A 14,031-nucleotide genomic window follows, 5' to 3' on the forward strand; every position below is an offset into this window, starting at 1 on the left:
ATTACGTTTAATAAGTACGCTTAGTGAGGACAAATGCCCCGACCTCAATGAAGGTAAAGCAACTGATTACAATTTTGCAAACAAGTCATTCAATGCTTCACTCATAGAGGAGTGTGTGTAGATTTTGTCACGAAGAATCATATAATCCATATTAGCATTGATGGCTATTTGTATTAGATTGATCAGTATGCTTGAATAGGCTTCATGGTAAAAAAAACTAAACAACGATGTGGTATATACGTTAAAGATTGTGCGGCTTATTTCTGCGAAACCATTAGTACAATGCCTTCACGTTCTTTGATAAACATTCAGTCAATAAGGTGCCCGTTGAATTGGAAAACGCCTGTGTAGCGTCATTGGTAAATACCCGGCCGTATAGATTAGAGACTTTCAAGATCTTTTTCTGTATTTGGTCGAATAACACTTTTGGGGCTTTGCTCATTTGAGATTTGGTTGGCACTTTAATGGCTTTCATTGTCATTTGTTGATTACAGTAAAGTTGATTATTTAGTATGACTGACGTCTATTCGAATGGGTAGATTCTGTACGGCTGAACCTTGTTCGACTTTTCCGTTCGCCTTGTTCAAGGTGGAACAGATATTGACGGGCCGAATCGGAGAGTATGACAACGGCACCTGCCAGCATGATGACATCTTTAACGACTAAGCGTCCACGCCCAGAGAGAAAAGGGAATCCATAATCAGCATCACCTAATGCAGGGACCCAACTTTCTGGCGTTGTGATGAGAAATGTCATCGTGACCAGGCTCATTAGTATGGTTAACAAACTACCGGCTACTCCAGCCGCCGGATGAAGAGTATTCCCCAGATGCAGGAGTCCCATGCCTATCAGTAAAGCCCCCAGGGTATAGGAAAAAATATAGGTGCTGTTTTGCTCATGCCACCTTCGGTTGGCCAGGTTCAGTTCGCCTTCTTTGTTGAAATGGTCTACATAATCTAACAGAGTATCCTAGAAAAAACTCATTAGGGGACTGTTGGCCACGAAGGGTACAATGACATCGGCTTCGTATTTGTAAAACTTCAGGCCTCCAATCCAGATCAGGACTAAAGCTATAGCTAAACGGGTTAATTGAATTCCGAGACGTTGCTGACCGGCCATGTAATACAAAATTCTTTTCAGAAAATACGGGTTGACTGACATATGCGTATTTAGTTAACTCGGTTTAAAACTGTCTCCTGGGCAGGCCGTAGCGAGTGGATAAATCGCCAATTATTGAAAAGTTTCATCGAACAGTACTACAGAACAAATCAGAGACACTCTTCCAGGGTGTTTACTGTTCCATACATTTTATGTCACCCATACTTTCTGAAGAACTGGCCCGTATGTGAACGAAGGAGTTGAATAGCTGACTTCCATAGGTTGAATGAATAAATTTGAGTTGTTGGATCAAACACACTTATCTCTGAACGAACTCGCGTCGTGATACAAAATCACTACTGACCTACCTTCTTCTAATAGAGTGCCAATCCCAGTTTACAACTCCAGTATCATGGACCCTCCAAAAGAGACCCCAAGGGCAAGGGTTAATTACTTATCAAGCTTTGAGCTAACAGGACACTACCCAACGGTTGGTCAGTCTCCAGTTTATTTAAGAAATTGCCAGCCTACCAAGGGCGTGTGTTTTCTCTCCCTTTTATATCCTCAACATAACATTGGGCTGGAGTCCGGTATCCAGCGATTAATGTTTACGATCATAGTTTTAAGAATGAAAATATGCGGTCAAACCGCCCTTTAAATACTAATCGTTTGGGTATGCCTGCAACGGGGCCTCGCAGTGGTTATTAGTTTTGTACTTATTGCTACAGGCAAACTTTAGGTGAACACTATACAAACGAGATTTCTTACTGTTAAAATTGAAATTTATTACTTCTTATACTAATTTGTTAGGTATCAAATAGCTTTTAGCAATGATAACACTCGGACAAATTAATTACCTACGCTCAATGTGAAATTTCATATATTTTTTTAATACTTCTTCCGTCAAGCGCTCTGTTTCTAGATTAATTTCTTCGTTTGTAAATTTATCTTTATATGCGTTGTCCAGACTAAAAGTTAAAGAGAATGTAACTGCATTTTTACTGCCTGTAACTGCAGAGTTGAAAACACTCCTTATATCTACACTGGAGATCCAAGAGGACTTTTCTTTAAAAAAAATTACAATCTGGCTAGTTTGTAATCGTTTTGGTAACAGTAAAGAGATATCTCTGCTAACAGTTTGTAAATTTGAGGGTGGAATATATATACGCTCTGAAGGAGAAAGATTAACTATTTCCTGAGACAGTTCAATGAAGCACGGGCGGCCCGATTTTATCCCCCAAGAACTAATAACTCTGGGATGCACCTCTCCAATGACACCAACTGGTTTTCCTTCAAACAAAATTGAAGCTCTTCTTGATGGGTGTAGACAAGTTCCCACGGCAGCGATATTGTTATCATTTTCTATTTGGTTAATGTCGAGTTGAATACTTAGTAAATTTGACATTTCCTCAACCAATCCCTTCATATAATATACATCTACATCCGTACCTATACTATCCCACCCTGGTGTTTTATTCTTTCCATAAGCTATGATCGACAGAATTAATTGCTCATCGCAAAGCCCATTGTCTGCGGACTTATTTGGCTTAAAGATCCTTGTCCATTCGAATGCTTTACTATTGTGGTTTTTAATATGAATATTTTTAAGGACTAATTCCATAGCCTGAGCCAGTGAATTATTCTTTAGTAGTGCGTAAGAACGGTTGCCAGCATTAGCAATGCCAACATGATCCCACAAGGGATGCCCTTCTTTTATACCCATTTTAGTTCGATGAGCTTCACTATAAAAACCGTCGGTGAATACTTCATAGAACCCTTCGCCAATAAGAAGAACCTCAACTTTTTCTTTTCTTTTCAAGTTTGCTTTAGGTTGAACGCTTTCAACCGCAAATGGCAGAGATGATGGAAGTGAATTGTAACCAATACCTTTAGCTATTTCTTCATATAGAGCTTTTACGTCTATTACATCCCACATTCTGTGAGATGGAACCGAAACTAAATAGTTGTCCTCTGATAAGCTGTGATTTTTTAACACCCCAAAACCATATCTCTCTAAAACGGAAAGAATATGATCCCAAGAAAACTGGGTTCCAAAAAATTCATTAGCTTCACTGAGTTGCAACTCAATCGAAACTATTGGAAAATCCCATTCTTTTTCAATGGAAATTGGACCATTCATCTCCCAGCCGATACTACTTAATAAGTCTACCGCTCTTTTCGCTCCGCCAATCGCAAGAGCGGGGTCTGCACCCTTTTCAAAGCGTACAGAGGAGTAAGACTGGATGCCAAAGTATCGGGCCGATTTTCTTACTTTATCTGGATCAAAGGTGGCACTTTCGATATAAATCCGTGTTGTTGCTTCAGTAGGTTTTGATTCTTCGCAACCAATAACACCGGCAATTGCTAGGATTTTTTCTTCATCCGCAATGACAATAGTCCCATTAGGTACGTCACGAAAATCTTCAGAAAAAACCAATCTTGCCTTTTCGCCATTATCCGCTTCCCTGACCTGGATTTTCCCTTTGACTTTATCTGCATCAAAAGCGTGGAGCGGTTGTCCTATTTCTATAGTAATAAAGTTGGTACTATCCACAATTGGAGAAATCAAGTTTATACCCGCTACTTCGAGCATTAATTTTTTTTCTTCATTAAGATCAAGCTTGTCAACCTCCTTTTTTCTTAACTCTGTCAAAACATAATTGAAGCATTTATCCGTTTGTACGTCAACTTTATTTAAATTATTCAATTCACGATCCACATGCATTGGGGGAATACACATTTCCCAGCCTGTTCTACCATGAATTTCTCTTGCCAATCCAACATAACAATGGTGGTCACCACGATTTGCAAGAAGTTCCAATGTAAACAAAGTGCCTTTTTCCGAATTCTCAACTTTTTTAACTTCCAATCCAATATCTTCCATAATTTCCTGTACTTCAAAAACATTTTCAGGAAGATTAATATAGTTGCGAAGACAATTTATGCTTATTTTCATGCGTTAGCCTTTAGACGTTTTTCGTGCTAATCCATGATGAACACGTAAATCGCTTTCATACAAACTTTTCATGTCGTCTACTTTATGAGCCATAGCGACCATTCTTGATATACCCAGGCCAAAGGCAAATCCACTTACTTTATTTGGATCATGCCCTGTGAACCTAAAGACATTAGGGTGTACCATTCCAGCTCCGAGAATGGTAATCCATTTTTCATCTTTTGCTTTTGATCGAATATCAACACCGATTGATGGTTCTGTATAAGGATAAAATTTAGGTTTAAACCGATAATCCCAATCAGCCCCAAAAATGTTTTTAATGATAAATTCTAAAGTGCCTTTTAAGTGAGAGAATTTTACATCTTTATCTGCCCATAAGCCTTCAAATTGGTGAAAGCTTTCTAAATGAGTTGCATCAACAGTTTCATTTCTGTAGACTCTACCAGGAGAGGCTACTCTTATCGGCAATTCTTTTTGTTTTTCAAGGACTCTTATTTGCACCGTTGATGTATGAGAACGTAACAGAAGTCCCTGATCTAACCAGAACGTATCTTGCATATCTCGTGCTGGATGATGCTCAGGTATATTCAACGCATCAAAATTGTAAAAGGCATTTTCGACTTCTGGCCCATCCACAAACTCAAAACCAAGCATGTTAAGAACAGAAAGGCATTTTCTTTCGATAATTGTTAATGGATGCAATGCACCACGTTGATTGATTATTCCTGGCAGGGAAATATCAACCCATTCATCCTGAATTCTACTATCGATTTCTTTTTTTTTTAATCCTTGCTCAACGTCTTGCAAGGTTTGCTCTATGTACTGCTTGACTGCATTTAGTTGTTGGGCATAGGCAACCCGCTCCTTGTCGGAGAGAGCCTTCATTCCTGAAAAAAGATCTTTGATTATCCCCTTCTTTCCCAGATATGAAAGTTGAAGTGCCTCTAAACTTCTTATGGAATCCACTTCCTGAATAGCAGAAGTAAATTTAATTTTCAAACTATTTATGTCATACATAACCGTCTTCTTTGATTTTCACCTGTACTTAAATGCCTGGCAAGTCGGATACGCCATCAGGGAACATACTTTTGGCAACTTGTACCATGTCGAGAGCTTCACGAATCAGCTTAATTTTGCCGTTTTCGGCCACGAGCCTGCCCATATACGTCTGTTTGTAGGGCCGGCCGGTTGCTACTGCCGTTGCATCAACATCATATTCGCCAAACGCCTGATCGGGGGTGTCGATGTGTATCCTGATATTCCCAAATACAAAACCAGCGAAGGTTTGGGGAAGGCTCTGAAGAAACTGGTAGATAACCGCTTTCCCATGCCATTGCCAGGGCATACCTAAACTGCCCAGATAAGGCAACTCGATGGTGGCATCATCAGCGAATAGGTCAATAAGCGTATCGGCATCGTTGATGTTCTCTAGGTAATTGATTAGTAATTCTTTCGCGGTTCTCATCTTGATTTCCTGTTCCAATTTTTGTGTGATTCACTTCCTATATGGGGTGACTTAAGGACGATCGCCGTGCAACTGCCGGTATCAGTGTGCGTACTGGGTAAAAACGAAATCGCGGCCCTGAACAAATTGGTGACATGAGAAGCAGGTGACGTACACCGCTTTGTTGGTGGTTTCGCCCTCATTAAACTGTGCGAATCCCCACCCCCCAGTTAAGGCGTATTTTTTTGAGTCCTTGATTATGAACTGATTATTCTTAGGGTGGCCAGGCACGAAGGATTGGCGACGGCCGAATGCTTTGTTGTTTTCCTCCGACGAAACATAATCCCAGGATAGTCTTGCAATGATAGCGCCGTCCGGGAATGGCCGCGTTCCTTTTCGGTAAGCTTCTATAGCTATGGCATTGCCCAGAATAGCGCGGAAATCGTTAAGCGTACCTTCTTCGTGGGCTACTGATATAAACCGCCAATCGCGGTACCCAGCGGGGATCTTAATGCTATAAATAGAATCGGCTTCTCCGCTACCAGGCCGGGCTGAGGGTGATACATGAGTAAATTTGCCAGCCAGTAATAAAATCACTGACAGCAGTGCTGCGGCTAGTTTCATACAGTGCCTATTTCAAACAGGTGAAAATTAAATCTATGGTAAGTCCGGCAGTGCGCAACAACTGCCAGTCTTACGCTTCTCGTTGAAAAATATTGATGAAATTCCCGTCCATGTCCCGTATCATAGTAGACGGCATACCATCTTCGGTTAGGTTCATTTCTTTCCAGGCAAAGGTTACGCCTTTCGCTTCCAGTTCAAGTGTTGCCGCATGAAGGTCATTGACTTGCAAAACCAGCGACTTATTGCCAATGGGCAGCAGATGCCCCGGCGCATCGGCAAACAACTCGTCGATGCGAAAACCATCCCGGATTCGCAGCATTTCCAGGCGGATATCCGATTTTTGTAAAAAAGCAATTTCAGCGTCCCCCAGCGCCGTAAAGATCTCCCGGCGCAGTACCTGAAAACCAAGTATATCCCTATACCATCGAACGGCCTTTTCCACGTCGGAAACGGTGAAAGCCACGTTGTGCAGACTAAGGCTCTGCAAGCCATTTACTGAATCAGCAGCCATATTATTTTCATGTTTATTATTACCTGTAATCCACTTAGGTCGAGCATTAATTTGGGGTCAATTCATAACAATCACTATTCGTTTACCAGCTTTACCTTCCTGATTCCATACCTGGTGAATATGTTCTAGGGGTTGGTTTTCGGTGTCTATACGTAGTTTGCCGTCGGCCGCTAGTTGAAACATTTCCGGCAGAACTTCCGTATCGAACTTTTTTAGCTCCTGCTGGGATAAACTGCCTAGACCGGAACCTACTAATTCGATGGCAGCACTACGTAACAGGATCGAGGGTAAACTGATGCCGCTTCCGGCAGCATCGCCTACGGTCACAACGCGCACGGCATGTGACCCACCGCTTTGTAGGGCTCTTAACACTAACTCCATTGGGTTGCCCCATAAATAGTCCATAACAAGGTCAATGGGGGTTTTAGCATGGCTTTCCTTTATCTGCTTACTAATCTGATCGTCAGCCTGTTCCAGGGGTATGACGGTGTTTGCTCCCAGCGCCTTAAGGCTATCTAAAACTGCTGAATTTCTACCCGTAACTAGGATGTTAGCCGCTCCATAGTGCCGGGCAACCTGAACCGCAACCTGTCCGGTCACACTGGTTGCTCCATTGATTAAGATTGTCATTCCCGGCTCCATTTTACCCCGGAATAGTAAGGCCATTGTCGAGCCAATGACCGCGTTGGGTAAGGCAGCCGCCGTACTATAATCCAGTTTGTCGGGCAAAACGGTGTATCGGTTCTTCGCGATCAAGCCTTTCTGCGCCATCATTCCGGTTAGGCCCTGTGCATACACTCTTGTGCCGTCTTCTATCGTGCCCACGCCATCAATTCCCACAATAGCAGGAAGATCCTTGTGGCTCGCCGGGTGTTTACCCCCGGCTCGTAGCCGATCAATATTTTTAAGAGAGGCCGCTTTGATGTTAATCAGGAGTTGGTCTCCATCCTGAGGAACGGGACTCTCCACATCCTCATAAAAGGGGGATGTTCCTAATTGAGTCAATACGGCTGCTTTCATGATTGTTTCTGGCTTATTTGATCATTCATTTAACTGACACTGAATGGCTCTCAACTTAGTTGACACTCACCGGTTTCTAACGGGTTGGACAGCTCTGCCAGATGCCAGTTTCCTAAAAGCGTGCCAAAGCCTGAAAAGGGTATTGCTGTGTAAGAAAACTATGTCATGCGCTCCGAAAGCGTGCTATTCAGCCTAGCGAACGAACGCGTCATCCGTCTGTTCACCCTCTCCCTCCAAGCTTTTGGAGTTGTTTGGTTGGATTCTCCAAACAACTGGAGTTTATGAACAAGCATGTTGGCCAATTGTCAAAGGCAAAGGCAAGTGCAAACTTCTCTTTTTAGTAAATAACTCGTTTTTAGCCCTATCCCAGTCACTTCCGTAAGGTTTGGCACACTTATGGGGCCCTGCTGGTCAAGCCTAACCTATGTATTATCGGGTTGGCTCCTACACCGGTACGTTCATCTTCTGATCGTAGCGGTTGATGGGTTTACTTAAAACAATTTTTGTTTGCTTCTTCACCTCACTTAACCACTTCTAAGCGAGCATTCATCCGAAGTTTACACAAGGCTCTCCTGTCCGATGCCTGAATCAATAAAAATAAATGTCTGTGTATCGAGTGCCTCCCTGAATAAGGTATTTGGCATTTTAGCGTATAGACGCCAAAGTTATTGAAGCTAGGCTTCCTGAATCTGTTCCCAGGGACCAAGATGACTGAATGTAATAAACCATAAAAACGAAAATTTATGAAAACTGAAAAAGCGCACTTAGTGATAAACACTACCTACACGCTTCATCCCGATGATCTTGACATTTTTGCCGATGCCGTCCGGCCACATATCAAGGAAACACAAAGGATTCCTGGTTGTGTTTTCTACACTTTCTCGTTCGATTTAGTGGATAAAAACTTGTGCCATTTAGCTGAAGGATGGACTGACCGTCAAGTGCTTGATGAACACGGGAACAGTCCAATATTTCAAGAAGCTTATTCCAAGGTTCTTGATAATGTACGGATACTAGACTATAAAGGGGTGATTTACACCGTTTCTGAGGAAGCACCAATTAAACCGCACAGGCTTTAAGGGCTATCGATGTACGCTGCCAGAAAAGGCCATGCGTTTGGATAAAAGCAGGAATGTTCAGACTGCGTCCTGGCTATACGATCTCCTTTTGTAGCCAAGCAAGCTGGTTACTGTGAAGTGCAAGACTGATGTTAAACAAACAGCCAATGAAACCAAGCATGATGAATCCTAAAAACAGGGTCATGAGTGACATTGAATCGGTAGTATTGAATCATCTGGAATTCTCAACACAGGACTTTCCACGCTGGCTCGATTTACTTCATGATAACATCGTGATCGAATTTCCCTATGGCGAAGCGGCTGGGAATCCGCCACGTTTAGAAGGTAAAGCTATTATTGCGGAAACCATCAAAGCTTTCTTTGTTCGTGTTCCCGGAATTCGGTTTACTAATCCGGTTGTCTATCGCTGTGTTGATCCGTGTGAGGCTTTTGCCACTTATGAAACGAAGGTAAACGTGCCGGAAAATGGCCGGATCTACCAACAGAATTACATTGGGCACTTTCGGCAACATGAAGGTAAATTAATATTTCTGTCAGAGTATTTCGATCCAACTAAAACCATGGCGGCTTTCGGACCGTAAACTGTTTTTTCATGCTATCGCTTGTCAACTTTGCTTTAAAATTGACAAGCGATAGCATCATCAGACGACCGTTACGACCCTTTGTGTCTTTGCCCGTTTTTGGAATCTACCTGTCGACTATTGTCGTGCACATACAATACCTAAATCAATTAAGTCATGCAGAATAACCCTCTTATTTACGCACCCTGTGTTCTTGTCACCGGGCTTATGCTTACCCTGAATGGGTGTAATCGTTCACATGCAGATCAGCATGATGATGCAGTCCAATCGGTTGCTATTGATTCCGCCTACGAGGACGTTGCTATTCCTGAAGTTTTAGATAATACGTCAGATATTCACTTCGATCGAGCTGTTTCGGACCTTCAGAAACACAACCATAAGCAGGCAGCCATCGAATTAAAAGTAGGTATTGACGCCTACGAGAAGGAAGCACAGATCGGCGGGACTTCTCCAGCGTACCCATTTGAGAAGCAACTTGCTAAAATGAGAGCCCTAGTGCCGCAGGTTGAAGCGGGTAAAGCTACCGCTGATGCTGTCCAATTCGTAACTGAAGTGGGTGAGCTGCTGGTAGCGCATGATAGGATTGAAAAGTTGGAAACAATGCCTTTGTTCACAGCCAAAACCAACCTGCACATGCGTCAAGTGCTGGAACACATTGAGAAAAATACGGCCCATCTCAGTCAGAATGCTCGACAGGAAGGAACGGATGTGATTAAAGACGCCCGCACGGCACTGAGTAATCTCGACAAGGCAGCCAAAAGTGACACCCAAAATGCAGAAAAGAACGTTAGGTTGGAACTTGATAAGGTAAAGTCATTCATCAAGAGAAATAGCTAAGATTGTTACCGGCATGAAGACCATTGTTATCAATGCCATTACGAAACGAATCCTGCTAACCTGTCCATACAGTACACGGGGCACGCTTATTTATTTTTTCGTCCGACAAAGCGAATGACAGACCCCTCTCCATTATGATATATCCCTTCTTTCAAGTCAATTATTTCTTCAGTTAACGTCATAATATCGTAGTCTCTAAAATCGGATTTCACTTCATCAATTGAAAACAAACTCGCTAAATCGGCTGGCCCACCAACTTTTTCGTTTTTATGTCTGTACGCAAGGTGGTTTTTGCTGAATGATTCGAAAATGATTATTCCGCCTTTGCGTAAATACCGGTTTAGTAACCCATGATAGACTGATTTAAGACTGGCGGGAAAGTGTGCATAAATCAATGCGATTGTATCGAACTGCTCGTTTTTATAACCTAATGCAGGGAGTTCGCCAACCTGATAGTCAATTGTAACCTCGTTTTCCTGGGCTAGTTGTAAGGCTTTATCGCGCCCCTTTATACTAATATCAAATGCTGAAACTATCCAGCCCAATTTAGCGGCAAATACAGCATTTCGCCCCTCGCCTTCTGCTGGGAAAAGTATTGTTCCAACAGTTATTTTTGGTAACTGTTCCTTAATAAATTCATTGGGCTCTACTCCATAGGCATACTCATTTCCGCTATACCTATCTTCCCACCGTTTAAGCCAAGCATCCATCATGTTTTCTGAATTAGAAGTTGATCTACATGTAGTCTGGTACCGATGACAGTTGAGCCGTCACTATCCGCTTTGCCGTTTTGCGTCGAGAGAAGTCCAATCGTTTATTTAGCGAGTTGCACATCCTGATAGCTGGTCTTCTAAAAGCATGCCAAAACGAAATAAAGAATTGTCGAGTATAAAAAGTACCTCAAAGAAAGGCAATAGCTTGCATTTGTGCCACTTGATTGGCGGGTCAGCCTAACGCCACCCTGTTGATTTGTATTCTCCAACGCTTAACTCCATCGTATTGGATGTTCGGTATATACTGCGATATTGATAGCAAGTAGACGCCCTTATCTAGCTGATCTACGAACGACTAAAGTCTAGAGATAAGTGGCTTGGGGCGGTCAACTATTCTTTTGTGAATGAATTACTTACCTTTATACTAATGGATTTACCTAATGAAGCTATCCTAAGTAATTTATATACTTCTCACGTCATGAAAGGCTGGCTCGGCCCCACCTGTAATGCGACACGCTTTTTCGTTCTTGTTGGGGCTACTGGTCGGCTGCTTGCTGTCTTTGCCCTTACATGCCCAAGCACTCACGGTAGTCCAGGCAGATAGCCTGCGACTGCTTCTGCGGACCAGCAAAGCTGATACTAACCGAATAGGAGCGCTGTTGCGGTTGAGTGCCTACTACCAGGGGCGAACCCTCAACTACCGCCATAACCTGGACACCGCCCTAGTGCTGGCTAATCAGGCGCAAGCCCTGAGTCAGCAACTCCACTACGCTGAGGGCCAACAAGAAGCCCTCGCTCAACAGGGCAGAATCTTCATTAAGCAGGAGAAGCTGGGTAAAGTAAAGCAGATGCTCTCCAGTGTGAGTGGCCTAACTCATATCCGCTTGCTGGTGGATTTGGGCAAGAACAAGCTCCGGCCGACCTATTCTCAGGAGGCCAATCTGGATAGTGCCCTGTGGTATTTTAACCAGGCCGAACAAGTAAGCAATCGGATTGGTAGCCGACCTTGGCAGCAGGAAAGTCAGATGCTAACCGGCGTTGCTTATGAGTTCAAAGGCGATTGTGAGCGGAGCAAGGTCTGGTTCAGGCGGGTGATCGATGCGCGCCATCGGGCAGGTGATCAGGCGGGCGAACTTCGAGCATGGCTACGGTGGTTTATCACCAGTTGTGAAGGCGAAGGCATATGTCTCAACGATTCAAGTGAATTCACTAGAGCCCTAACCCTGGCACGTTATCTTGGCGATAAGCCAACAGAGTTGCTGCTACTACTTCAAAGTGGGATAAGACCCATTATTTTGGGCGACCAAAAAATGGCGGAACGGATAGCTCTCCAAGCCATTAGCCTCCAAAAGAGCATTAGCTTTAAGCGCTATAATCAAGCTTTCCACGCAATGGTGGAACAAAACGATTACTTAGAACATGTGTTACTTTTCAACTTTTTAGATGCACATTGTTTTTTAGCCGACATAAATCTTTTGAAAAATGATTTAACCAAAAGTGTGCTTTACAATCTGAAAGTGATCAAAGATTTGGAGCGCAGTGGTCTGCGAGAAGACCTGGATTGGCCTTACTTCTGGTTGGGGAACAACTACTATGATCATGGGCAATATGCTAAAGGTTTAACATACTACAAGCAATCTTTAGCCGTGAGTCAACATAATGGAAAAGTGGTCGTTTACGTAGGATTGATTCGTAGAATGGCCGAATCGCTAATCAGGAAGGGCGAAGCTCGCCAAGCACTTCAATTATATAATAACTTTATTAGTCAACACCTACCACTGGATAACTTAAATAAAATAAACGTTTCTATCGGTTTGGGACGATGTTTTACTGCTCTCAAACAGTACAAACTAAGCGAAAAGTATTACTTGGAATCTGTGGCTTTGAGTTTAAAAACCGGGGATTCGGTAGGACGTAATTATCTTTTGTCCTATCTACACATTAGTGAATTCTACGTAGCCACGGCTCAGTACGCCAAGGCGGCTCCTTATCTCAGACGACTGCTGCCTACTAATAAACCGTATAAACCGTTTGTCTTTTCCCCTGGTCAATTAATGCGATTATATCAGTTGCAGTTCAAAGTGGATTCCGCTCAGGCTCACTACCTTGCAGCTCTCCACCAATACCAGTACTACACATCCCTGAAGGACTCTGTGCTCAACGAGACCACCCATAAACAGATGGCCGAACTTGATGTTCGCTATCAGACCCACCAGAAAGAACAGGCTCTGCTGCTCCGCCAAAAAGACATCACCCTGCTTACCCAGCAGAACCACTTCCAGCAGATCCAGCGCAATGCCCTCATCGGGGGTACTTTATTGCTGGTGGCTCTGTTGGGACTGGGCTACAACCGCTACCAACTCAAACAGCGCAGCAACCAACTCCTGCAAGAGCAGCAACAACTCATCCACCACAAGAATGAGGCCCTCCAGCGGCTGCTCACCGAGCAAGAACGGCTGCTCAAAGAGATTCACCACCGGGTCAAAAACAACCTCCAGATCGTAATGAGTTTGCTTAACTCCCAGGCCAGCTACCTCTCTGATGAAAGCGCCTTATCGGCTATTCAAGAGAGCCAGCACCGGGTGCAGGTCATGGCCCTGATCCACCAAAAGCTCTACCAGGCCCAAGGCGTGGCTCGCATTCCCATGGAGGCTTACATTCAGGATGTCGTGGCTTACCTCCACGAGTCGTATGTGTTGCCCCAGCCCATCAGCTTTGAGTTAGAGGTGGAGCCGATTGAGTTGGACGTGACCCAGGCGGTGCCCCTGGGGCTGATCATCAACGAGGCCATCACCAATGCCCTCAAGTACGCTTTTCCCGCTGGACGGGAGGGGAGCGTGCAGGTGAAGTTGGGTGCGTTGAGCGAAGGGGTATATGAGCTGGTGATTGCCGATGACGGCATCGGCTTACCGGCTGATTTCGATCCTACTCAGAGCCGGTCCTTGGGCATGACGCTGATGTATGGCTTTAGTGAACAGCTCGGGGGGCAGCTCCAGATTAGGGGTCAATCGGGAATGAGTCTTCGATTACTCTTCCATGACGAGACGCACACGGTCAAGGCCTACGCATAAATAAGTATCGACTTCTCTTGGGATAGAGGGATTGTGGTTTTGGGCAATTGCCATTGCTAGTTGGCTCGGAATCTATTGTGCATGAGTTGCTTATCTT

Annotated in this window: 11 protein-coding genes and 1 pseudogene; 4 read left to right on the forward strand and 8 right to left on the reverse strand. The window is 43.8% G+C overall.

The features are described 5' to 3' along the window. Positions 1-507: 507 nt before the first annotated feature. The 7 genes and pseudogenes from ACYVI1_RS22690 to ACYVI1_RS22720 all read right to left on the reverse strand — a co-directional run bounded on the left by ACYVI1_RS22690 (position 508) and on the right by ACYVI1_RS22720 (position 7,653). Positions 508-1,161, reverse strand: a pseudogene (locus ACYVI1_RS22690) (DUF417 family protein). A 790-nt stretch (positions 1,162-1,951) separates the two neighbouring features. After that, the gene (locus tag ACYVI1_RS22695; RefSeq protein WP_460913122.1) at positions 1,952-4,054 is read right to left on the reverse strand and encodes a phenylalanine--tRNA ligase subunit beta; all 2,103 of its coding nucleotides are present in this window, start codon (positions 4,052-4,054) and stop codon (positions 1,952-1,954) included. 3 nt (positions 4,055-4,057) lie between these two features. Then, positions 4,058-5,071 carry a phenylalanine--tRNA ligase subunit alpha gene (pheS, locus tag ACYVI1_RS22700; protein ID WP_460913123.1) on the reverse strand — a complete coding sequence of 338 codons (1,014 nt, stop codon included), beginning with the start codon at positions 5,069-5,071 and terminating at the stop codon, positions 4,058-4,060. Positions 5,072-5,099: 28 nt separating this feature from the next. Continuing rightward, a complete protein-coding gene (locus tag ACYVI1_RS22705) occupies positions 5,100-5,519 on the reverse strand; it encodes a nuclear transport factor 2 family protein (protein WP_460913124.1) in 420 nt (139 codons plus the stop codon). An 81-nt stretch (positions 5,520-5,600) separates the two neighbouring features. Next, positions 5,601-6,122, reverse strand: coding sequence for a cytochrome P460 family protein (locus ACYVI1_RS22710; protein WP_460913125.1), 522 nt, complete (start codon positions 6,120-6,122; stop codon positions 5,601-5,603). A gap of 70 nt (positions 6,123-6,192) precedes the next feature. Then, a complete protein-coding gene (locus ACYVI1_RS22715) occupies positions 6,193-6,633 on the reverse strand; it encodes a VOC family protein (RefSeq protein WP_460913126.1) in 441 nt (146 codons plus the stop codon). A 57-nt stretch (positions 6,634-6,690) separates the two neighbouring features. Next, positions 6,691-7,653 carry a quinone oxidoreductase family protein gene (locus ACYVI1_RS22720; protein ID WP_460913127.1) on the reverse strand — a complete coding sequence of 321 codons (963 nt, stop codon included), beginning with the start codon at positions 7,651-7,653 and terminating at the stop codon, positions 6,691-6,693. Between the two features lie 743 nt (positions 7,654-8,396). Here ACYVI1_RS22720 and ACYVI1_RS22725 point away from each other — a divergent pair. The 3 genes from ACYVI1_RS22725 (at position 8,397) to ACYVI1_RS22735 (ending at position 10,150) form a co-directional block, all read left to right on the forward strand. Beyond that, positions 8,397-8,732, forward strand: a complete 336-nt coding sequence (locus tag ACYVI1_RS22725; RefSeq protein WP_460913128.1) for a putative quinol monooxygenase — start codon at positions 8,397-8,399, stop codon at positions 8,730-8,732. Between the two features lie 146 nt (positions 8,733-8,878). Continuing rightward, positions 8,879-9,313 (forward strand): nuclear transport factor 2 family protein, encoded by a 435-nt coding sequence (locus ACYVI1_RS22730; protein WP_460913129.1) that lies wholly within the window; start codon positions 8,879-8,881, stop codon positions 9,311-9,313. Between the two features lie 156 nt (positions 9,314-9,469). Beyond that, positions 9,470-10,150: a hypothetical protein gene (locus tag ACYVI1_RS22735; RefSeq protein ID WP_460913130.1), complete on the forward strand. Its 681-nt coding sequence runs from the start codon at positions 9,470-9,472 to the stop codon at positions 10,148-10,150. Positions 10,151-10,236: 86 nt separating this feature from the next. On the opposite strand, the gene ACYVI1_RS22740 is transcribed toward ACYVI1_RS22735, so the two are convergent. After that, positions 10,237-10,863, reverse strand: coding sequence for a class I SAM-dependent methyltransferase (locus tag ACYVI1_RS22740; RefSeq protein WP_460913131.1), 627 nt, complete (start codon positions 10,861-10,863; stop codon positions 10,237-10,239). Between the two features lie 506 nt (positions 10,864-11,369). Between ACYVI1_RS22740 and ACYVI1_RS22745 the strand changes: the two genes are divergently transcribed. Continuing rightward, positions 11,370-13,934, forward strand: a complete 2,565-nt coding sequence (locus ACYVI1_RS22745; RefSeq protein ID WP_460913132.1) for a tetratricopeptide repeat-containing sensor histidine kinase — start codon at positions 11,370-11,372, stop codon at positions 13,932-13,934. The last annotated feature ends 97 nt before the right edge of the window (positions 13,935-14,031 follow it).

The organism is Spirosoma areae, assembly GCF_054781775.1.